General features: G+C 37.9%; 15 protein-coding genes, 1 tRNA gene and 3 rRNA genes. 3 read left to right on the top strand and 16 right to left on the bottom strand.

The features are described from left to right. Positions 1 to 35: 35 nt before the first annotated feature. The 5 genes from U5921_RS13555 to U5921_RS13535 form a co-directional block, all read right to left on the bottom strand. Positions 36 to 725, bottom strand: coding sequence for a SprT family zinc-dependent metalloprotease (locus tag U5921_RS13555; RefSeq protein ID WP_324823990.1), 690 nt, complete (start codon positions 723 to 725; stop codon positions 36 to 38). A 163-nt stretch (positions 726 to 888) separates the two neighbouring features. Further along, positions 889 to 1,068 carry a hypothetical protein gene (locus U5921_RS13550; RefSeq protein ID WP_324823989.1) on the bottom strand — a complete coding sequence of 60 codons (180 nt, stop codon included), beginning with the start codon at positions 1,066 to 1,068 and terminating at the stop codon, positions 889 to 891. 193 nt (positions 1,069 to 1,261) lie between these two features. Beyond that, complete coding sequence (locus U5921_RS13545; RefSeq protein WP_324823988.1) at positions 1,262 to 2,116, bottom strand: hypothetical protein; 855 nt, start codon at positions 2,114 to 2,116, stop codon at positions 1,262 to 1,264. A gap of 269 nt (positions 2,117 to 2,385) precedes the next feature. Next, positions 2,386 to 3,639, bottom strand: coding sequence for a coproporphyrinogen-III oxidase family protein (locus U5921_RS13540; protein ID WP_324823987.1), 1,254 nt, complete (start codon positions 3,637 to 3,639; stop codon positions 2,386 to 2,388). Positions 3,640 to 3,648: 9 nt separating this feature from the next. Beyond that, the gene (locus tag U5921_RS13535) at positions 3,649 to 4,551 is read right to left on the bottom strand and encodes a radical SAM protein (RefSeq protein WP_324823986.1); all 903 of its coding nucleotides are present in this window, start codon (positions 4,549 to 4,551) and stop codon (positions 3,649 to 3,651) included. Between the two features lie 284 nt (positions 4,552 to 4,835). On the opposite strand from U5921_RS13535, the gene U5921_RS13530 reads away from it, so the two are divergent. Further along, entirely contained in the window at positions 4,836 to 5,726 is an 891-nt protein-coding gene (locus U5921_RS13530; RefSeq protein WP_324823985.1) for a hypothetical protein, read from the top strand. A gap of 92 nt (positions 5,727 to 5,818) precedes the next feature. Here U5921_RS13530 and U5921_RS13525 read toward each other — a convergent pair whose 3' ends face one another. After that, positions 5,819 to 7,345, bottom strand: coding sequence for a hypothetical protein (locus U5921_RS13525; protein ID WP_324823984.1), 1,527 nt, complete (start codon positions 7,343 to 7,345; stop codon positions 5,819 to 5,821). A 265-nt stretch (positions 7,346 to 7,610) separates the two neighbouring features. Between U5921_RS13525 and U5921_RS13520 the strand changes: the two genes are divergently transcribed. Continuing rightward, a complete protein-coding gene (locus tag U5921_RS13520) occupies positions 7,611 to 8,528 on the top strand; it encodes a homocysteine S-methyltransferase family protein (RefSeq protein WP_324823983.1) in 918 nt (305 codons plus the stop codon). 558 nt (positions 8,529 to 9,086) lie between these two features. Here U5921_RS13520 and rrf read toward each other — a convergent pair. The 8 genes from rrf to U5921_RS13480 form a co-directional block, all read right to left on the bottom strand. Then, positions 9,087 to 9,203: ribosomal RNA gene (rrf, locus tag U5921_RS13515) — 5S ribosomal RNA — on the bottom strand. A gap of 148 nt (positions 9,204 to 9,351) precedes the next feature. Continuing rightward, a 23S ribosomal RNA gene (locus U5921_RS13510) occupies positions 9,352 to 12,241 on the bottom strand. Between the two features lie 396 nt (positions 12,242 to 12,637). Next, positions 12,638 to 12,713: transfer RNA gene (locus U5921_RS13505), tRNA-Ala, on the bottom strand. A 126-nt stretch (positions 12,714 to 12,839) separates the two neighbouring features. Further along, positions 12,840 to 14,359, bottom strand: a 16S ribosomal RNA gene (locus U5921_RS13500). Together the 16S, 23S and 5S rRNA genes with 1 tRNA gene alongside form the textbook arrangement of a ribosomal RNA operon. Before the next feature lie 470 nt (positions 14,360 to 14,829). After that, complete coding sequence (locus tag U5921_RS13495; RefSeq protein WP_324823982.1) at positions 14,830 to 15,027, bottom strand: hypothetical protein; 198 nt, start codon at positions 15,025 to 15,027, stop codon at positions 14,830 to 14,832. Between the two features lie 377 nt (positions 15,028 to 15,404). Then, positions 15,405 to 16,232 carry an EFR1 family ferrodoxin gene (locus tag U5921_RS13490; RefSeq protein WP_324823981.1) on the bottom strand — a complete coding sequence of 276 codons (828 nt, stop codon included), beginning with the start codon at positions 16,230 to 16,232 and terminating at the stop codon, positions 15,405 to 15,407. Between the two features lie 56 nt (positions 16,233 to 16,288). Beyond that, complete coding sequence (locus tag U5921_RS13485; RefSeq protein ID WP_324823980.1) at positions 16,289 to 16,948, bottom strand: CatA-like O-acetyltransferase; 660 nt, start codon at positions 16,946 to 16,948, stop codon at positions 16,289 to 16,291. A 71-nt stretch (positions 16,949 to 17,019) separates the two neighbouring features. Then, positions 17,020 to 17,874, bottom strand: coding sequence for an AraC family transcriptional regulator (locus tag U5921_RS13480; RefSeq protein WP_324823979.1), 855 nt, complete (start codon positions 17,872 to 17,874; stop codon positions 17,020 to 17,022). A 235-nt stretch (positions 17,875 to 18,109) separates the two neighbouring features. Here U5921_RS13480 and U5921_RS13475 point away from each other — a divergent pair, with 235 nt between their 5' ends. Then, positions 18,110 to 19,216 carry a DUF2974 domain-containing protein gene (locus U5921_RS13475; RefSeq protein WP_324823978.1) on the top strand — a complete coding sequence of 369 codons (1,107 nt, stop codon included), beginning with the start codon at positions 18,110 to 18,112 and terminating at the stop codon, positions 19,214 to 19,216. 15 nt (positions 19,217 to 19,231) lie between these two features. Here the strand turns inward: U5921_RS13475 and U5921_RS13470 are convergent, their stop codons facing one another. Then, positions 19,232 to 20,491: an HD-GYP domain-containing protein gene (locus tag U5921_RS13470; protein WP_324823977.1), complete on the bottom strand. Its 1,260-nt coding sequence runs from the start codon at positions 20,489 to 20,491 to the stop codon at positions 19,232 to 19,234. Between the two features lie 223 nt (positions 20,492 to 20,714). Further along, complete coding sequence (locus tag U5921_RS13465; protein ID WP_324823976.1) at positions 20,715 to 21,917, bottom strand: phospholipase D family protein; 1,203 nt, start codon at positions 21,915 to 21,917, stop codon at positions 20,715 to 20,717. Positions 21,918 to 22,057 lie beyond the last annotated feature (140 nt).

The following is a 22,057-nucleotide window of genomic DNA, read 5'->3' as shown; positions in this document are numbered from 1 at the left end:
ATTTTAAAAGGTTGGAGATAGCTTATTTAAATATTCTAATTCGATGTATTTAATTCTTTCTTTACTAATTTCCAATCAGGAAAATAAATGTCCATGTAATTTTTAAATACCGCATTATGGCTTTTTTCCAGTAAATGGCACAGTTCATGAACAATCACATATTCCAAGCACTTTGGGTGCTTTGGAGCGAGTCTCAAATTCAACCAAATTCGCTTGACTCTTATATTGCATGTACCCCAGCGGGTCTTCATATCTTTTATTCTCCATTCCCTTGCATGAACGTTCATTTTTTCTTCATATTTTTCAGCAATAGCCGGTATTGCCTCCTGCAACTGCTTCCGATACCACTCTTTCATTAGGCTTTTTCGCTGTTCAAGCGTACTTCCTGCATGAATTCGTAATTGAATTTCATCATCAGCCAAAGTAATGGAGCGTTCTCCTGAAAACGGAATGACTCGTAAAGGGTATTCCTTTCCCCACAAAGAAAACAGTTCCCCGGAAAGGTAACTTTTTTCCGGCTTTGGCGCCTGCTTTGAAAATTTTTCTTTATTTTTAATAATCCAGGCCATTTTCAACTCCAAAACTTCTTGAATCCGTTTATCACTTAAGTGTTTCGGAACGGAGACATACACTTCCCCATACGGTGGTTTTATGCGTAAATGAATATTTTTTATCATTTTTCTTTCTAGCTGTATTTCAATTTCATTCAAGATAATTTTCTTCATGAAATCCCCCCTCTTCATTTCACCGTTTTCGTATTTTTTAAGAACTTTTCCTATTTTTCATTTAAATGCATTTCTATTTTTATCGGTTTATCTAATTGTACCATGCGTGAATAAACCGGTGACAGATATACTACATCAAAGGGATAGTTTAGTAAAGAAAATTCTACATAAAATTTCTCTGGATCATCCTTGTATTCGTTTTCTTCCTCATCAAAGTAACTTTGTACACTGCTTCATCTACTGCATCTAGCGCACTCGCTTCATCATTTAAATATAAATATGCTGTCCGGTACAGCTGATTTTTCAACAGCTGTATACATTCAGCAAACTTATCTTTACTCATACGCAAGGGCTCCTTTCTAGTTTAAATTAAAATTACATTCTTATATTAGATTCATTCGAACTCTTTTTTGATTTATCTATTTAAAATTATAATTGAAATAATTACACACTTATATTTTTTTCAGCACAAAACAAGAGAAAAAAACCTCATTAATCCTTTATCGATTAATGAGGTTGGTTTCTCAGACTGCCTATTAAATTTGAAGTAAAGCACCCATAGGCTTCGGCACTTCTTTGTCATCAATGCGATTCATATGACAAAAATATTCTAAGAATTTCTGAGCATTTTCTTTTTCTACCGGATTATCTTTTAATAGAACAACATCTCTCAAAATCTGTGCCATCCAGATATTATCAAAATATCGATATTTTCCTGAATTCCACGTAATATTTTTAGGATACTTTTCATTTAGATAATAGTTCCAAAAAAGTAATTTATCCGCCTCTTCTGTTGTAAATTGAAGCCGATGCTTTGGATCGGAAGGAACCATTCCGTCTTCACATAGCTTTCCGATGAAAGTCTCATTGACCATAAAAATACCTATAATACGCCGTTCTTTTTCCGAAGTATTTGAGGCTCTCCTTGTCAATAAACATGCACTATTTTTATTCAGTCGAATTGGTCGGTTCGGCTGTCCTTTTTTTGTTCCACTTTTCGCTACACCTGTAAAAACAGTCCAGTCTTCAAAGAGATTTTCTATTTCTTCCTCTTCACACCAAAAAACCGCCTGTGAACTCGGATGTATCTTGAAATTTTCTAAGAACTTTTCTCTTTCCAAAGTTAATTTTTCTTCTTTTCTTTTCTCTTCTCTTTCTTGCTCTATAATTATCGCTTCTTTTCTTAATTGAGTCTGCTTTTTCTGTATCATATGTTCAATTGAATTTGCAGCTTTGGGATCCGTTAAGGTTAAATACCTCCCAAAAGCATCAGGAAAAAGAAACTTTTTATTTCCCGATTTAAAATTTACTTCTATACGAGAATCGGAATGCTTCACCACGCTTCCTTTACCAAAGCTCTTATGAATTACTTGCTTGTTAATAAGATTCATTTCTCTGTCCCCCTATGTCTTTACAAATCCTCTATTATTAATATATTTTAACATAAATAAAGAAATAAATCAAATTTTCATTGACAAGAATATTTATTTAGGTGTAAAATAAAATTTTATTTTATTTTACTTATAAAAAAATACATAAATAGACTTTTTATTTGCAGTTACGACAGAAAATATGTTTCTTTTTTTTATTAATTGCCATACTTTTTTTGGATTTTATTGTGATTCAGGTTTTTTAGTATATTTATTTCACATTTTGCTTATTAGAACTTTATCTCTTTCGGAAATGCTTCCCGATTCATTAAGCTCCACATTTGGTCGATATAAGAAAGTGTATAGTAGTTTTCATAATAATGATAATAATAGGCTCCCTTTTGGGTCATTTCATAACCAAATTCACTTTTTTTCAAAAATCCAAATACTCTTGCAATCCATAATTCGAAACCATACTGTTTCTCCAGCTTCATACCAAAGAATTTTTCGAATGCAAGAGAGTCAATTCTTGTTGTATATGCAGTCCAAAACAGATAATATATCATCCTCTGTCTCATTGTAAATCGAACCGTTAACGATGTCGGCAATTGTTTTTTCTGTATTCGTTTTATATATTCCTTAATAGAAAAGGTATTGATTTTAAACTGATCTTCAAGCAGAGTTGTGGCTGAGCATCCAAATCCCAAGAAATTATCTCGTGTCATGGAAGAATACTTTTTTGTCTGTGGTCTTCCAAAAGTCCAAATAGAATCTCGGACATACCCTCTTTCCATACAATATTCTGTAATATCATCTAACAATTTTCGTTTTTCCGTTTTTCTCATTTTTCTAATTTGACTTTGCGTAAAAGTAAAATCAATAAACGGATAAATTGCAATGTGATTCGCTCCATTTTGAAAAGCCATCTCAATGTCTTTCCTTATTCCTTCAAATGTTTGCCCCGGCAGAGCAAAAATCAAATCCATCGATACAGTTTCAAATGAAACTTGATGGATTGCATGAAACATCATAGAAAAGTCTATTTTTTTTCTGCCAAGAACTTGTAAAAAATCATCTTGAAATGATTGGATTCCAATACTGATTTTTGTAATCCCTGCTTCCTTTAATATTTCTAATTGATTCACAGACACATCCTCCGGGTGCAGTTCAATTCCGATCCCTTCTGCAATGTCAAAATATTGTTTGAGTACAGATATAATCTCCTTGATTCGACTGCTGACCAACGCAGGCGACCCGCCTCCAAAATACAAGCTTGTTACTTTTTTTCTTTCTTTATCCTGGTGAGCCACCAGGTGAATTTCCTCTATTAATGCATCCACATATGCATCTGCTATTTTTTCCTCATAAATAACCTTGCAATACGGGCAGAATTCACAAAGTGTTCTACAAAACGGAATATGTATATACAACCCCATATTTTTTGTATTTTTATACTCTAACTGATTATCATATTCATTTGTAAATAAAAACGGCTTTAGTGACCTTGTCAGCCACATTCTTGTCGATGTTGTTAAAACACTCATTTTTCCTCCTTATATATAACGTAAATAGGTTCTCAACATATCAAAGATAACACGCAACTTTCCTTTAAAAATCAAAGCATATTCTGCAGCAAAAAAATATCCGCATTTTTCGCATAAGCCAGCTATTTCAACACACCTACCGCAAATAGATTGTTTCCCGTTTTCTATGACCACACACTGATAACAAGGCGTTGGAAAAGTATTGTGAATCAGATAAGGAAATGCACTCTTTAAATTAAAAATTGGATATCCTTGTCGCATCATTCTTTTGATCTCCATACAACACGCTGTTTTTTCATTAACACTCAATGCTAGGTTTTCTGTATCTGGATAAGGTGTATGAAAATTAAATGATACTGCTCTTACTTTCTTTTGTTTTTTTGCGACTTCACATACATGCTGAATTTTATTTTTATTTATTTGATTGATTGCCATATATAAACAAATATTATCGGATGTTGCCTGCTCTATATTCTGCATAATCGTATCATAGGTATTGTCGCGAATCTGGTTATGTTTTAATCTGTCTCCATCCAAACTTAGTAAAATCAGATCTGCTTCTGGCAAATCTATCTTAAATGTGCCGTTCGTTACAACATTTACAATTAAGAATCCCATTTCCTTTGCTTCTTTCACTAAATCTCTTATACCTTTCTCAGAATCTTTCCATAGAAAAGTCTCGCCACCGCAAAAAAATAAAATGCGAATTCCTTGTTCATATAAATGTTTCATTTCTATTTTTATTTGTTTATAAGGGTATATCATACCATTGATATTGTTTACCGAGCAATGCTTGCAAGATAAGTTACACCGATCCGTCAAGATAATCGTTCCAAGTATCGGTTTCTTACGCTGAAAGAGAATTGTATTAATACCAAATGCCGAAAATTTTATAAGAGAAGAAAACTTCATTTTTAACCTCCATTTAGATAAAAGCCTTGCTGTTTTTATTCTCAAAAGAGAGTTAGTAATCGTTTTAGATGAATTTTAACACTAATAGTATAATATTACACCATTACTATTGCTTTGTAAATGGTATATCGGAAGTTAAAAAAGGTATTATTTAACTGAAAAAATAATAAAAATGTATTTGATTTAATTATATGCTATACTGATTATAAAATCTTTTACACATCTATGTATAAAGACAATACACAGCAGAAAAAATATCTGTTTAATATTAAGGAGTTATTGTTATGAAAAAACATACGTTACCTATCGTTATCGCAATCTTTTGTTTAGTCCAAATCACATTATTTGTGAAGATCAATACCCTGCAAAACAAAATCCAGAACATGGAAAACAATTTAACTTCCTCTATATCTGGTGTTCGTTCTGGGATAAATACAATATATTCAAATGTAGATGAAAAGCTGAAACAACAGAGTAGTATAATCGATAATATTGATTATAAGCTTGGAGACGTCGATCCTGCTACGCTTACCGTTCCTGCCACTTTTACTTTGACACCAAAAGAAATTACAAAAGAGAGTATCGTTACCCTTTACATATCTGACCAAATCTTTACTATGGCACGTAATGGAACAACGTTTGAGGTCACTGCTCCATTAAGCATTTTTAACGAATCCACTCCGAAAGTGACAATTGAAGATAAAGATTCTGTAAAAAGTGAGCATTTAAATCATCTTTCATTAGAAAACATTAAAGAAAAAGTTCTTCCCGTCTTATATTCTTCTATAGGTGGTCAATCAAGCTATCAATCAGGAATGTATCATCGTACTGGAACCTTAGATATTGAATACAAGAAAGCAGACTCTAATGTCGCTTTTACTGAGGCAAGGCTTCTTATTGAAGTCGACAACAAAGTAATTTCTAACAAGAAAATTTCTTCCGATCAGGAATGGAATCAATTAAGCCATGAGATCGATGAAGCTATCCCTCTAAAAGAAAATCAAACCTACACGATGACACTAATCGCAACTGATACATTGGGACTTGTACATCATTCTGTTGTAGATTCCTGGGAAGATGGTGACGGATTTAGACAAGCAAATTTAGAAGAAGAAACCATTTACAATAAAAACGGTGAACTTCTTTATAAACCAGAATATATTCAATTGAACTAAATATTACGCATGTCAAATGAATAATAATAGAGATAAAAAAACGGATAGCAGTAAACTTCTATCCGTTTTTTTTTAACTAAAAATAGATATATCTATGCATAGCCTAAAAAGCTGCTTATGTTTAACCTTAGATCATCATTATCAGTAAACTGTGATATAAACTGGTTCCAATTCTTTGATAAAGTTTCTATTCCAGATTCTTTATCAATATAACCATTTGTATTTGAAAGGGAAGGAATCACTGCATCTTCTCTATATTTCAACGTATTTTGAAAAAAGTTATTCCAAAATGCCGAGCCGCTTCTCCCATAACGATTGAGTGAAGAATACCGACTTGTTTTTGTTTTATTCATATGCTGCTCTTTAGCAAACCGCGCTCCTTCTTTTAACGCTTTTATCATGTCACCCGTTGTTTTATAAGTATTCATCATTTTCTTATAAACAGAAAACACTTCCCTTTCATCAATATCTGCCATTCGGCTGGGCTCTGCAACTTCACTTCTTGCTTCTTTTAATTCTTTATTTAAACGATCTACCGTATTGGAGACAAATTTTTGTATGCTTTTTGCAATAGCGTTTTTTAAACTATCAGAAACGTCACTGTATTTTTGAAACACTTCCCCTTTTAAAGACAGTTCCGCTAATTTAAATCCGATTTCTTCTTCGCTGTCGTAATAATTAATCTCTCTTGCACCATAGTTCCTATAGTCTTCTACCTCTGATATCATTTGCTTTGTCTTTTCAAGTTCTTCCAAAGAATAATATTCACTTTTGTTCTGAGAAGATTCAATCGTTGTATCTTCCTGTATTGACCTTCTGAGCTGGCATGCCATATACGAGTCATCATTTTTAAGCCATTCATCCTCTGTCCCACCTAAATTTGCATAGTCTTTATTTTCCTTTATATAATTCGAATAATTATTTACCGAATCATTATACGCCTTCATAACGCTATCATATATTTTTTGTGTTTCCCCAGTAACACCGCCTTCTTCAAAAAAACCGCCAATCTCTTCTGATGCTTTTTTTGCAATTGACTCAATTGCAGAGTCAAACTTTGCCTTTAGATCACTTAGCAACTGCTGCTCTTTTTCTTCATCTAAATTACTTTCCCTTATATGATCCGCGCAAACAGAATAACCAGAGGCCAAATAATCCACACTCTCCTGTATATTAGAAGTATCACAATTTAAGCCCATTAGATAAAACTGTATTCTTCCGCTGTCAAATTCATCATCCTTCAATCCATTTTGTTTTAAAGAATCAATAAATTCTTGAGGAACAGAAGCAGCTGGCATAGTTAACTTCATATTTTCATATTTCCCATTTATTAGATCATCTAAGCGAATTGTAAATTGTTTATTATATTGATACCGAATTGCATCTTCCATTGTATACTCACGTTTTGACGATGGAACAATTTCACATTCTGTAATTGGTGTTCCTGTATAATTTTTCATATTTGATTTTACAACTTTACCTGAATATAATATTTTATCCATATCTATCAAGCTTTCCTTTGTATCGGAACGCTCTAAGCTCTGTTTTACGTAACTTTTCATAGGACTTAATCGATTCAAGCATTGATTATAGTTGCCGCTATACCCAGAAATATTCATTTTATTTTTTCTCCCTTTTGTCCTTTTAAATATCTTATCATTTATAATATCGGATAATTATCAAATAACTTAAATTATTTAATAAAATATTCACTCAGAAAAATAAAAAGCAACTGAAACACATAACAAAATTTTTATCTTTCTAACGGTCTTTTTATAAGCTATAATTTTTATTAGATGCCACATATATAATCCCAAATTTATATAGTTGCCGCCTATATTTAGATTTTATATGATAGACATACTTGTAAAAATAGGAGGAAGTATGAACTTTATAAACTGTATTGAAAAACAACCTAATATTTTAATGGAAGGTGCTTTAGGAGAACGTCTTAAAAGAGAATATAGTCTACAACTTGATCCTTATCTCGTAATGGCTACATTGATATATCAAGACAGAGGACGCGTCGCTCTCTCCAAGATTTGGGGCGAATATATTCAAATAGCTAAAATTCACGATCTACCGTTTATAGCAACTACGCCAACTCGTCGTACTAATCAAGAGCGTGTAAAACTAGCCGGCTGCGATTCTTCTATCATCATTGATAATGTCATGTTTCTTCGCAATATACAGCAAGAAAGTAAGATAGAAATGTATATTGGCGGGTTAATGGGCTGTAAAGGTGATGCATACACAGGAAAAGATGCTTTATCAGAAGCGAATGCATGGGAATTTCATGCATGGCAGGCAAATTTATTTTGTAAAGCAAAAGTCGATTTTTTATATGCTGGTATTATGCCCACATTACCGGAAGCGACGGGCATGGCAAAAGCATTCGCAGACACTAGCTTACCTTATATCATTAGCTTTACCATTCAAAGAGACGGTAAATTGATTGATGGTACAAGCATATCTGATGCTATCGCTTACATTGATAATTCCGTTCACAGAAAACCAGTCTGTTATATGACAAACTGCGTCCATCCAAGCATTGTTTATCAGGCACTATCTGAACCTTTTAATCAAAATGACCTTGTACGTAAACGTTTTCTTGGAATTCAGGCCAATACTTCCCCCCTCTCCTACGAAGAACTTGATGATTCTTCTGACCTAAAATGCTCAGATCCAATTTCATTTGCAGAAGAAATGATAAAACTACGCCATATAAGTAATATTAAAATTTTTGGAGGCTGCTGCGGTACAGATTACAGACATATGGAAGAAATTGCTCGCAGACTATGAGACTTGGTAAGTACCCTTTCAGTAAAAATAGATTCTTGACATAAAAAAAGAAGCTATCAAAAGATAACTTCTTTTTTTAAAACTGGCAACGTTCCGTGCTTTTCACGTCTCTCCGACTCGAAGCTTCCGCTTCTCCCTGCTGTCCTGTTTTACTTTAAATCCGTATAAAAAAGCGAACTTAGTTTTTCCAAGTTCGCTTTTTGTAAAACTGGCGACGTCCTACTCTCCCAGGCAACGTTCGCCTCCGGCTCTCTCCTACGCTCATTTCATTCGCTTCGCTGTCCCATTTTCCATTGCAGCTAAAGCTTGCGCAAAATGGGCACCTTCCCACCTATTAGAATTAGGTAGGTACTTGGCTGTTACCCTTTCAGTAAAAAATAGATTCTTGACATAAAAAAAAAGAAGCTATCAAAAGATAACTTCTTTTTGTAAAACTGGCAACGTTCCGTGCTTTTCACGTCTCTCCGACTCGAAGCTTCCGCTTCTCCCTGCTGTCCTGTTTTACTTTAAATCCGTATAAAAAAGCGAACTTAGTTTTTCCAAGTTCGCTTTTTGTAAAACTGGCGACGTCCTACTCTCCCAGGCAGCTGCCCGCCAAGTACCATCAGCGCAAAGGAGCTTAACTACTGTGTTCGATATGGGAACAGGTGTGACCTCCTTGCTATAGTCACCAGATATGAAGGTTAGGCAATAAAATTCTAACAAACAAGTTTGTTGAATTTCTTGCACAAATCTGTCATCCATTTAATTCTTAAATGGGACAGGCTCATGTACCCTCAAAACTAAACAATGTAATCTTTTCTTCGTTACTTTCTTGAAACCATTGGTCAAGCGTTCGACCTATTAGTATCGGTCAGCTGAATATGTTACCATACTTACACCTCCGACCTATCAACGTGATAGTCTCTCACGGGTCTTATCAGTAAACTGAAGGAAATCTATTCTTGTGGGGGGCTTCGCACTTAGATGCTTTCAGCGCTTATCCCTTCCATACTTAGCTACCCAGCCGTGCCCTTGGCAGAACAACTGGTACACCAGAGGTATGTCCATCCCGGTCCTCTCGTACTAAGGACAGCTCCACTCAAATTTCCGACGCCCACAGCGGATAGGGACCGAACTGTCTCACGACGTTCTGAACCCAGCTCGCGTACCTCTTTAATGGGCGAACAGCCCAACCCTTGGGACCTACTTCAGCCCCAGGATGAGACGAGCCGACATCGAGGTGCCAAACACCCCCGTCGATGTGGACTCTTGGGGGGTATAAGCCTGTTATCCCCGGGGTAGCTTTTATCCGTTGAGCGATGGCCCTTCCACTCGGTACCACCGGATCACTAAGCCCGACTTTCGTCCCTGCTCGACTTGTTGGTCTCGCAGTCAAGCTCCCTTTTGCCTTTACACTCTTCGCGCGATTTCCGACCGCGCTGAGGGAACCTTTGGGCGCCTCCGTTACTCTTTAGGAGGCGACCGCCCCAGTCAAACTGCCCGCCTGACACTGTCCCAGTACTGGTTCACAGCACGTGGTTAGAACTTCAATGTTACAAGGGTGGTATCCCAAAGGTGGCTCCTCTAATACTGGCGTACTAGATTCTTAGCCTCCCACCTATTCTGTACATGCAACACCGAAATCCAATATCAAGCTGCAGTAAAGCTCCACGGGGTCTTTCCGTCCTGCTGCGGGTAACCGGCATCTTTACCGGTACTACAATTTCACCGAGTCTATTGTTGAGACAGTGCCCAGATCGTTACGCCTTTCGTGCGGGTCGGAACTTACCCGACAAGGAATTTCGCTACCTTAGGACCGTTATAGTTACGGCCGCCGTTTACTGGGGCTTAAGTTCTGTGCTTCGATTGCTCTGACACTTCCCCTTAACCTTCCAGCACCGGGCAGGCGTCAGCCCCTATACTTCAGCTTTCGCTTTAGCAGAGACCTGTGTTTTTGGTAAACAGTCGCCTGGGCCTTTTCACTGCGACCACATTTCTGTGGTTCCCCTTCTCCCGAAGTTACGGGGTTATTTTGCCGAGTTCCTTAACAATAGTTCTCTCGCTCGCCTTAGGATTCTCTCCTCATCTACCTGTGTCGGTTTGCGGTACGGGCACCTACGATCTCGCTAGCGGCTTTTCTTGACAGTGTGAAATCAGTTGCTTCGGTACTTTATTTCCCTCCCCATCACGCCTCAGAATTGTTACGGCGGATTTGCCTACCATAACTCCCTTGACGCTTAGACACGCTCTACCAACGGCGTGCTCAACTTATCCTTCTGTGTCCCCACTTCGCTCAAACGATTTTCGGTGGTACAGGAATCTCAACCTGTTGTCCATCGCCTACAGCGTTCGCTCTCGGCTTAGGCCCCGACTAACCCTGAGTGGACGAACCTTCCTCAGGAAACCTTAGATTTTCGGCGGGTAGGATTCTCACCTACCTCTCGCTACTCATGCCAACATTCTCTCTTGTATACAGTCCAGCTCGCCTTACAGCTCACCTTCTGCCCGTATACAATGCTCCTCTACCAATTGCCTAAGCAATTCCAAAGCTTCGGTAGTAAGTTTTAGCCCCGTTTATCTTCGGCGCAGAGCCACTCGACTAGTGAGCTATTACGCACTCTTTAAATGAGTGGCTGCTTCTAAGCCAACATCCTAGTTGTCTATGCAGCTCCACATCCTTTTCCACTTAACTTACATTTTGGGACCTTAGCTGTTGGTCTGGGCTGTTTCCCTTTCGACTATGAAACTTATCTCACATAGTCTGACTCCCAAGTATAATACTGCGGCATTCGGAGTTTGATAGTCTTCGGTAACCGGTGAAGGCCCCTAGGACATTCAGTGCTCTACCTCCGCGTATCTTTCCTTGAGGCTAGCCCTAAAGCTATTTCGAGGAGAACCAGCTATCTCCGGGTTCGATTGGAATTTCACCGCTATCCACACGTCATCCCAGCCTTTTTCAACAGACATGGGTTCGGTCCTCCATATCCTTTTACGGATACTTCAACCTGCACATGGATAGGTCACCCGGTTTCGGGTCTACAGCATACAACTCATCGCCCTATTCAGACTCGCTTTCGCTTCGGCTCCGGTGCTGAACACCTTAACCTCGCTGCATACCATAACTCGTTGGCCCGTTCTACAAAAAGTACATGGTCACTTGCGCTCCCATTGCTTGTAAGCATAAGGTTTCAGGTTCTTTTTCACTCCCCTTCCGGGGTTCTTTTCACCTTTCCCTCACGGTACTATTCTCTATCGGTCACTAGGTAGTATTTAGCCTTGGGGGGTGGGCCCCCCTGCTTCCCACCAGGTTTCACGTGCCTGGTGGTACTCTGGTGCCACTCTTTACTCGATTCATTTCGTCTACAGGACTCTTACCTTCTACGGTCGGCCTTTCCATGCCGCTTCGACTATCAATCTTGTAAGTGATGAGTGGTCCACAACCCCGGATAAATCCGGTTTGGGCTCTTCCCCGTTCGCTCGCCGCTACTGAGGGAATCGATGTTTCTTTCTCTTCCTCCGGGTACTTAGATGTTTCAGTTCCCCGGGTTACCTTCTCTATACCTATTTGATTCAGTATAGGATACTTGCGCATTACCACAAGTGGGTTGCCCCATTCGGAAATCTACGGATTAACGGTTATTTGCACCTGCCCGTAGCTTATCGCAGCTTGTCACGTCCTTCTTCGGCTCCTAGTGCCAAGGCATCCGCCTTATGCTCTTATTCACTTGACCTAAGTGAATCGTCCACTGAGTAATGTGGACTTATTTTTTACTATGTTAAAAAACTTAGTAATTCTGGTTTCTCGGTTCAATTAATTTGAAATTGTAGTAAATACCCAGTCAGCTTCTCTTTCACTTCCTCTTTCGATTCCATGCTCGAAAAGACTGTCTTAGTTTTTACTTTATTTTTTTGCCTTTGTCTTACTTGCTTGACTATGTTCCGCCGTAGAATTCTACAAACTAAAGTTTGTGAATTCCTGACGAAGCACGTTCTAACATTTCCTACGGAAACGTAAGACAAGTGCACTTCGATTTCGTCTTAATTTGAATTTTAAGATTTACATTGTTCAGTTTTCAAGGTACGTTCGGTTACTTGCGCAACCTATTTCTCTGTATAACAATACAAAGTGGTGGAGAATAAGAGGATCGAACTCTTGACCCCCTGCGTGCAAGGCAGGTGCTCTCCCAGCTGAGCTAATTCCCCATACTAGTTTGCTTCATTTCTATTGTAAATGATAAGCAAACGGACACAACGAATCTACAAATCTTCGATTTGCACATTTCAATTGTTTTATATAAACTCATAGTGTAGAAATTGTAGTCTCCTTAGAAAGGAGGTGATCCAGCCGCACCTTCCGATACGGCTACCTTGTTACGACTTCACCCCAGTCATTGATTTCGCCTTAGGTAATCTATTTCTCGACCAACTTCGGGCGCCCCCAACTTCCATGGTGTGACGGGCGGTGTGTACAAGACCCGGGAACGCATTCACCGCGGCATTCTGATCCGCGATTACTAGCAACTCCAACTTCATGTAGGCGAGTTTCAGCCTACAATCCGAACTGGGACCGGTTTTAGAGTTTTGCTCTTCCTCACGAATTTGCTTCTCTCTGTACCGGCCATTGTAGCACGTGTGTAGCCCAGAACATAAGGGGCATGATGATTTGACGTCATCCCCACCTTCCTCCGAGTTATCCCCGGCAGTCTCACTAGAGTGCCCAGCCGAACTGCTGGCAACTAATGACAAGGGTTGCGCTCGTTGCGGGACTTAACCCAACATCTCACGACACGAGCTGACGACAACCATGCACCACCTGTCTCCTCTGCCCCGAAGGGAAGCCTCGATTAAGAGACGGTCAGAGGGATGTCAAGTCCTGGTAAGGTTCTTCGCGTTGCTTCGAATTAAACCACATGCTCCGCTGCTTGTGCGGGTCCCCGTCAATTCCTTTGAGTTTCACACTTGCGTGCGTACTCCCCAGGCGGAGCACTTAATGCGTTAACTACGGCACCGAAGGATCGCTCCCCCGACACCTAGTGCTCATCGTTTACGGCGTGGACTACCAGGGTATCTAATCCTGTTTGCTCCCCACGCTTTCGTACCTCAGTGTCAGTTACAGTCCAGAAAGCCGCCTTCGCCACTGGTGTTCCTCCTAATATCTACGCATTTCACCGCTACACTAGGAATTCCGCTTTCCTCTCCTGCACTCAAGCCATGCAGTTCGTAAGGCTAACAATGGTTGAGCCATTGCCTTTCACCCCACGCTTACATAACCACCTACGTACTCTTTACGCCCAATAATTCCGGATAACGCTCGCCCCCTACGTATTACCGCGGCTGCTGGCACGTAGTTAGCCGGGGCTTCCTCCAAGGGTACCGTCATTTTTTTCTTCCCCTTGGACAGAGCTTTACGACCCGAAGGCCTTCCTCGCTCACGCGGCGTTGCTGCATCAGGCTTGCGCCCATTGTGCAATATTCCCCACTGCTGCCTCCCGTAGGAGTTTGGACCGTGTCTCAGTTCCAATGTGGCCGATTACCCTCTCAGGTCGGCTACTGATCGCTGCCTTGGTGAGCCGTTACCTCACCAACTAACTAATCAGACGCAGGCCCATCTCATACCGATAAATCTTTGACGAAAGTGTCATGTGACACTCGCATGTTATGAGGTATTAATCCCGGTTTCCCGAGGCTATCCCTCTGTATGAGGCAGGTTGCCTACGCGTTACTCACCCGTCCGCCGCTTTCCTCTCACTCATTCGACCGAAGTTTCATTCGTGAGCTTCTCGCTCGACTTGCATGTGTTAGGCACGCCGCCAGCGTTCATCCTGAGCCAGGATCAAACTCTTAATCAATTTGGTATCTAAATGTTCCTTTCGGAACCTTCAAATCTAGCTCAGCTAAACGCATTGCGTTTTGCTTGGTTTCATTTTCATAATTGCTCGAACCCCTAACAAAATTCGTTTCACAAATTTTAGTAGGTGTCGTACAGAAATCTCATCAACTTTAGTTGATAGAGATTTTTCAGTTACGAATCTGAAATTATTGTTTTTAAGAAATTGTACGAAGATCCATCCAATTTATTGAATGTTTCTTACCAATCTTTTGCAGATTGTTTTTGTACTTAAGTCTTTTTCGTCTCTGTCAGTTTACACTGTTTCGACGTTTGAGATTTATTTAAAAATCTCTTGACTCAATTTCTACACTATGGAGTTTTCAAGGTTCATCCCTTTCTTCTTTTATGCCGAGCATACTTTCCGAAAGGTCTCAGACTGAAAAATGTTTCAAATTCTTTTGTCCATCTTCTTCGTCCGATGCACTGTTTTCAAGTGCTGCTCCGTGTTGACGAAGCTTTTTTATTATAGCTTGCCGTGCTCATTTTGTCAACTGCTTTTTTCTGTTTTTCAACTTTTTTCGCAATTGCTTGATGTGCTTCGAATGTGATGTTTTCACATTTCATACAAGCTGTTTGTGTTATCTCATGTTCACGAGACAACTCATTCATAATACCAAGTTTTGGCATTACTGTCAACTACTTTTTTCGATTTTATTCGACTTTTTTTCGTTTGCACATCTGTTTATAAAAGAACCAGTCAAGGACTTCAAATATCCATCTGTGCGAGACAGCTTTATTATATTAGCAACTTATTCGTCTATTGTCAAGTCATTTTTTAATTTCCTTCTGATTTTTTAACTGGACTTTTTATCTGTGCAAATCAAATAACCTTATATAAATACCACTCTTACTTCATTATTATATTATAAGCATGCTTTTTCAAAATCGACAGGACGTTAGATTATTTTTGCTGTCTCTTCTATTCGAATGCCTTTCTGATAAATATCTTTTTACAGACCGTCATAGATTCTCCAATTTCCACCATATGATAATCCGTTTCTTTTTTACCCAATGAAAAATTCCGGCTCAGCCCGCCTTGCAAATCCATCTTCCAATTCATGCTGATGATAAAGATACTTCTCATCATCATAATATTTCGCACCCTCAGGACACTTCTTAACACACGCCCCGCATTTGATACAGATCCCAATGTATTGTGTCACATCCTCACGACTGATGGAACCCATAGGACAGACCTCCGCACAGATGCCGCACTGTGTACAGTTATCCTTCGTTTTCGGCTTGACTTTCAAAATATTTACCGGATTCCCTTTGCGGTCTCGTGGCGTATAATATGGACGGATTGGATCTTCTCCTTTTACAAATGCTGGTTTTGATGGTGCTTCACTCATCTCACATATATATGTACAGATTTTTTCTGCAAATTCATCTGCGACCTTTAAATCTTTTTCATCCGGCCTATGTGCGGCCAAGGTATAGGAGAAGGAATGTTCTCCTATAAAGGCTCCCCCTCCTATCGTATGACATTTATTTTCTTCTAAAATATTACGAAGTTCAATTAAGGCATCGTCATAGTTGCGATTCCCATACAAAACAATTGGAATCGCCAACGCACCTCCTCCTTTTATATCGTTGGTTAAATACGGTAAAAGTACATTTGGAACTCGTCCTGCATAAACCGGTGTTCCAAAGATAACGATATCCTCTTTTGAAAATTGAAGTTTTTCTTCTCGTGCTTTTGGTAATGTAAAATCAATATACGAAATAGGAAGTTTCAATTTATTACTTAAACCTCTCGCAATACGTGTTACGATTTTTTCTGTAGTGCCTGTAGCACTGAAATAAACCGCATAAATGTTTTTAAGCTTCATAATAACACTCTCCTTTTCGTTTTCATTGACTCATCAGTTATTAAAAAGTCAAATTTTTAAAGCCATTCTTCTGGGTGATTCATTGTTCTTTGCAGTTCTTCGAAAAAAACCTTCAGATGGTACCCTTCCGTTGTCGCATGATGAACCGTAACAGAAAGAGGCATGTATGTTTGCCCGTTTCTTTCAAAGAATCCCCCCGCCTCAAAGCTCGGAAAATAATAATCCTTTATCCCGTGATTATGCAGGGAAAAGCTCCGGAACGTAAACCATGGAATGCAAGATATCACGTAAGTATTCGGAAGAGGCAGACCTTTCGAGGAAAGAATGCCATGGCTATCACCATGCATTTTCACATCCTCGATATATCTACTGTAAAAATCCAAAAAATTTTCATCATACTCCGTCCACAGTAAGGATGTGGTACAATCATCTTCATGAAATTGAGGATATGCGGGAGTCAAAGAATCCCAATAACCTAAAACTCCATCCTTTACACCAATACGAAATTCTCTTTGCTTGCTAATTGCTTTAGTTACTAAATATAAATACGCAGGGAAAAATTTATATTTTTTCTCCTTTAATGTATTTCTAAGAACCGTAACATCCATGTCCACGTTGATTGTATAAGTGGTCGGTGCCATCTGAGTATAATAATGGAATGCCTGCATCATCGGCCACTTTTGCATATCAATTGGATAAAAATTTATATCTTTCATATTCATTACCTCCATGTATTTATAATAAATAGGAAGGGAATGAAAACACAATCAACGCTCCGTAGACCTCATTATTTCTTTTTTACAACCGGAACCCATATTTCAAATTTTGAATTTTGCGGATCAGGATTTAGATATACCTCTATATCCGGTGCATTTCCATACTCATATCCTGAATTCGGAAGCCATTCCATAACAATCCTCTTCTCCATCTCTTGAATAGAATGAGGCATCGGCCCTTCTCCTTCAAATATTGCCCAAGTTGTGGCTGGCACAATATATTCTTCTAAAGGTGCCTCTACTTTCGCATCACTGGCAATTGCAATGAAATATTTCCATTCCTCCTGCTCATTGCATGCACTGATTCCAAGTATACCTCTAATTTCTTCTTTCATCATCGGTACCATCTTTTCAATCGTTCCATCCATTGCGGCTTTCTGCCACATCTCCGGCACAACTTTAAAGTTTTCCTCTATTTCATGACAAAGTGGCCTTGAAACTCCAATGATTCGGAATGCTTCTTTCTTTTCAATACGATAGTTCATTTCAACATCTCCTTTAATAGTAATATTGAAGCTGATCGGCGGAAATGCTTTTAAGATTACCCCTCCTTTTTTAGCTTGAGAGGGTGCAATTCCATGAACACTTTGAAATGCGCGATTAAATGCAGTCGGCGAATCGTATCCGTATTTTACAGCCACATCGATTACCTTTTCTTCACCGCTCTGTAAATCTACAGCAGCCATCGTCATGCGTCTTCTCCGAATGTATTCCGAAAGCGGTACATCCGCAATATAAGAAAACATCCTCTGGAAATGATACACGGAGCAGCAGGCGATTTTAGCCGTCTGATTATAATCAATCGGCTCCGTCAAATGTTCTTCAATATACTGCACTGCGTTGTTTAAGCGTTCAATCCATTCCATTCAGTCAACTCCTTACTATGCAAGTATAAATTGCTTTTCTTTTTTATACCTCTCTTTTTTGTATAAATCAATGAGAGGACAGCATGAAAAATTAAAAAAAAGGCATTCTAAATAATGTTAATCATATGCATTCATTGCTTTTCTTTTATTGGTATATTATAGTAAATATAATCAAATGATTCAACGTTTCGTGTGAAATATTTAAATAGTTCAGTATTCTATTAAAGGAGATTTTATGAAAAATATTGTCGACTATGTATCGGAATTTAAAGAAGATTTTTGCTCAAAACCTTTTAATGCAATAGACAGCTTGGTTCTTTCTCAGCTTTCCTACTTATATTTTGATGGTATTGTATCTATTGAAACAACTATCGATAAGGCCGTCAGACTCAAAGATATAAAAAAAAATGATAAATTTGATGAAATATTTCACAATGTGCGTGACAGCGAGAGCAATCAAAAGCTTCTCCGTGCATTGATAAAAAGTCCGAGATTCAAGGATACAAAGTTATGTTTTTATGTCAACAATCTTGATTATGAGTCAGAGAAACAATTCTCAGCAATCACCTTTTTAATCAACGACGGAACCGCCTATTTAGCTTACCGGGGTACAGATGCCTCATTTGTCGGATGGAAAGAGGATTTTAATATGGCTTTTTTAACACCAGTTCCATCCCAGGAGGAAGCTGTCTCTTATCTGAATTTTGTAGGAAGTCTCTTAACTTGCGATTTTAAAGTTGGCGGTCATTCAAAAGGTGGAAATTTAGCAGTCTATTCTGCGGTCAAATGTGAATCAGAAGTTCAGAAAAAAATTACCCATGTTTATAGTCATGATGGACCAGGTTTTCGAGAAAATGTGTTTTCACAGGAAGAATATGATTTGATAAAAGAACGCATTTACAAAACACTGCCCGAATCCGCCCTGGTTGGAATGCTCCTACAAAACATGGACGCTTATTCGGTTGTAAAAAGCAACCGAATCGGAATTTTGCAGCATGATCCGTTCTCCTGGAGTGTAAAAGAAAATGATTTCCAATATGTAAAAACAGTAGCAAGCAGTGCTGTGCTACTGAATAAGGCAATTAATTCATGGCTGAATTCATTAGATGATGAAAAAAGAAAAATGTTTATTGAATCCTTATACCAAATTGTAAAGGTTACAGAAGCGAAAACATTTTATGATTTGACTGATAACTGGCAACAAAAAGCCATTACTTCACTTTCTGCCATTAAAGATATAGACGATGAAACACGGTTATTCATCCGACAAGCAATTTTATCTCTGATTCATCTAGCCATGCAGAATTTAAAAGAAGAAGTACGTAGACCATCAAAAGACTAAATATATGTTACTTTTTTATTTAAAAGCACAAAAATCATTGTAACGCTTTGCAGCTGCTTTTTGAAAACTGTCACGAATATTATTTATATCTTCAAAATTTTCAATCAAAACACGAACTACTTTTTCATCCAACGCATTATTTTTCACCATTTTTCTTAAGATATGAATTGCTGCTTCATTCTGCATACCTAAACGATATGGACGATCTTCTTTTATTGCAGTAAACACATCTGCGACAGCCATAATTCGAGAGCCAAGCGGAATATTTTCCCCTTTAATATGGAATGGGTATCCTGTACCATCTAATTTTTCATGGTGATAAGATGCCCACTTATTTATTTCATTAAATTGCGGTATTCTTTCCAGCAATCGATAAGTATAATAGGTATGCATTCGGATTTCATTAAATTCGCCTTCATTCAGCTTACCATTTTTTTCTAATATACTATTGTTTATCGCTATTTTACCCAAATCATGCAGGTATCCGGCAATGAGCATCATTTTACATTCATAAGTGGAAAAACCAATTAATCTTGCAAGCTGTTCCGCCGTCTTTGCTACACCTGCGGAATGGCGTGCTGTAAATTCACTACGAAAATCTATGATCTGTGAAAAAATATAAGAAAGACTCATAACATCGTCGATTTCTAACAGCAAGGTATCAAAGAAACTAAAATCGTTAATCATTTCCATTGGTGTCGTCGCCATTAAATCCAGCCATATGTATTCATATTTACTCAGCTCTTCCAGTGCATCCACCAAACTTGATTCAAAGACTATCCCAGTATTTTTTTTGATTTTTTGGATAATATTAGGTAAATTTGATATCACATTTTTTTCCGCATATAGAAATGTACACGTACGGTCTGCTAAATGAATGATGTGACTTTCAAAAGGAACTTCTTCTCCTTTGTAATTTTGCCCCTCTCCGTAATTCCATGCGATATGGTGAAACTTAATAATGCGTGCTGCTTCCTCCAATGGTTTAAATTCACCCAAAAGTTTTGCACCGATAAATGCATGATTATTTACCTGCATTGTTTCCGTCTCGATAATTTCCAACCTTTCCTTTTTAGACAACGCACCGATATCATGTACTAGCGATGCAAGAATGATGTTTTTCTGTCTTTCAATCGAAAGTCCCAGTCTCTCTGCCAGCCGAAATGCGAGGTAAGCTACTTGTTGATGATGTTTGGAAAGTGTCGGAGACATTAGATCCTGTGCATCCGAAATACATAATAAAAAATCTTTTAAATTAATCTTTATCTTATCCATTTGTTAAAAATCCTCATCTATTTTCATTATTGTTACTACGTATAGATAGCCTTATCTAGTTTGAAAATTTCCAACTATATTATACCATTTAAAGATAAATATTCCTATAAAAATCCTACATTCAAATCAAGAAATATAAAAAGGTAAAACAGAGTGTTTTTCCACTAAGTTCTACCTTTTTTATTTACTTTCTTTAGAAACAGAATCTATAGCACAGAATGCATTACCTCCACAACATACTGTCATAAAGGGGTTTAAACATCATTATATGACATAGAATTTCATCTCCAATCTCTTCTACCTCTACCTTTTGGTCGTCTATAAACGGATGATAGACTGTTATGTAGGACTTTGCTCCCTTATCGTATTTTTTTATAAAATTACAAATTTCATCCGTATTTTCGTTATCGATCTCAAAGGAATCATACATATTTTCTTTTGAATTAAAAATCTTCCATTTTATATTACCGCCTTTAAATTTGGCAATTTCTCTTGTTATCCTTGCATTTCGTTCCTCTATTTGAGATTTTGTATACATCCGATCAGCCAATTCACCTTTTGTTTCAAAATGCATGCGCACGATAAAGCCTGTTGATAGAATTGTAAATTCAAACTTTTCATGATTTGCGCTTTTACCCATGCTGCCGTTTTTTATGTCGTACGCTCTCTGAGAAAAAGCTGCTTCCCTGTTACTCCGTCCATACCAAATGCTCAATAATTCCCCTTGCGACGCATCACCTTCAGTTGCATGTAAAAGGAACGACAGATTCGAAGTGCAGTACAAACCCAGTCTTTGGATTTGCGGATAGATATAATTATGAACTGCCATCATTTTCTCTATATCATAATCCTTGAATCTAAAAGCACCTTGCTGTAAAGGATAACCGCTCTTAATTTTATTTTTTAATTCTTTCTGAACTTTCTTTAATTCTTTTATTTCATCCTCTATCTCTTCATAGTATTGAATCACTTCATCCGTAACTGTAGTGGCATGCAAATCACAGTAATCGAAAAAATGTTCAATCGCACTCAATTTTTTCTCTCCGATTTCCTCAATACTATCAAATTCGATATTTTTATAAAAACCGCCTGCCGTAAAATTAGAGGAACCATATATTAGCTTATCAATATCCCCTCTCAGCAAATACACCTTTGCATGATACATACGGTGAAAAAATATTTTTACAGTTGCAAGCTGCAACACTTCTTTTAACAACTCATGCGGTCTGTCCTGAGAAAATTCATCCGATAAATAGAGGCATACATTTTCCTTTTTTAAATTATTTTTGTTTATAACACTTTTTAATATGCGAAGTCCTTCTTTTGAAAAAAAAGCAGTCCCAATTTGTAATTTCCTTACGTTATTTACTTGGAGCAGCTCTTTTTCTAGATAAGATTCCTTTGCATCTTCATTCCAATAATACATCGATACTCCCAATTTCTGCCGAAATTTTTTCTATACAAGCACAGTTAAAATAACTTCTATCCATTCAATTTTATTTATAAATGAAAGAATTATTACAGTGAATCCATTGAAATGCTAAAAGAAGCTATATTCTTTATCAG

The sequence above is a fragment of the Sinanaerobacter sp. ZZT-01 genome, assembly GCF_035621135.1.
Classification (GTDB): domain Bacteria; phylum Bacillota; class Clostridia; order Peptostreptococcales; family Anaerovoracaceae; genus IOR16.
This window is presented reverse-complemented; position numbering and strand designations above follow the sequence as displayed.

What these genes read in the sequence shown, in the direction of transcription:
- U5921_RS13490 (WP_324823981.1), bottom strand. Translation starts at nt 16,232, where the DNA reads ATGAAGCTTAAAAACATTTATGCGGTTTATTTCAGTGCTACAGGCACT.
- U5921_RS13550 (WP_324823989.1), bottom strand. Translation starts at nt 1,068, where the DNA reads ATGAGTAAAGATAAGTTTGCTGAATGTATACAGCTGTTGAAAAATCAG.
- U5921_RS13485 (WP_324823980.1), bottom strand. Translation starts at nt 16,948, where the DNA reads ATGAAAGATATAAATTTTTATCCAATTGATATGCAAAAGTGGCCGATG.
- U5921_RS13555 (WP_324823990.1), bottom strand. Translation starts at nt 725, where the DNA reads ATGAAGAAAATTATCTTGAATGAAATTGAAATACAGCTAGAAAGAAAA.
- U5921_RS13545 (WP_324823988.1), bottom strand. Translation starts at nt 2,116, where the DNA reads ATGAATCTTATTAACAAGCAAGTAATTCATAAGAGCTTTGGTAAAGGA.
- U5921_RS13475 (WP_324823978.1), top strand. Translation starts at nt 18,110, where the DNA reads ATGAAAAATATTGTCGACTATGTATCGGAATTTAAAGAAGATTTTTGC.
- U5921_RS13470 (WP_324823977.1), bottom strand. Translation starts at nt 20,491, where the DNA reads ATGGATAAGATAAAGATTAATTTAAAAGATTTTTTATTATGTATTTCG.
- U5921_RS13495 (WP_324823982.1), bottom strand. Translation starts at nt 15,027, where the DNA reads ATGCCAAAACTTGGTATTATGAATGAGTTGTCTCGTGAACATGAGATA.
- U5921_RS13465 (WP_324823976.1), bottom strand. Translation starts at nt 21,917, where the DNA reads ATGTATTATTGGAATGAAGATGCAAAGGAATCTTATCTAGAAAAAGAG.
- U5921_RS13480 (WP_324823979.1), bottom strand. Translation starts at nt 17,874, where the DNA reads ATGGAATGGATTGAACGCTTAAACAACGCAGTGCAGTATATTGAAGAA.
- U5921_RS13530 (WP_324823985.1), top strand. Translation starts at nt 4,836, where the DNA reads ATGAAAAAACATACGTTACCTATCGTTATCGCAATCTTTTGTTTAGTC.
- U5921_RS13535 (WP_324823986.1), bottom strand. Translation starts at nt 4,551, where the DNA reads ATGAAGTTTTCTTCTCTTATAAAATTTTCGGCATTTGGTATTAATACA.
- U5921_RS13520 (WP_324823983.1), top strand. Translation starts at nt 7,611, where the DNA reads ATGAACTTTATAAACTGTATTGAAAAACAACCTAATATTTTAATGGAA.
- U5921_RS13525 (WP_324823984.1), bottom strand. Translation starts at nt 7,345, where the DNA reads ATGAATATTTCTGGGTATAGCGGCAACTATAATCAATGCTTGAATCGA.
- U5921_RS13540 (WP_324823987.1), bottom strand. Translation starts at nt 3,639, where the DNA reads ATGAGTGTTTTAACAACATCGACAAGAATGTGGCTGACAAGGTCACTA.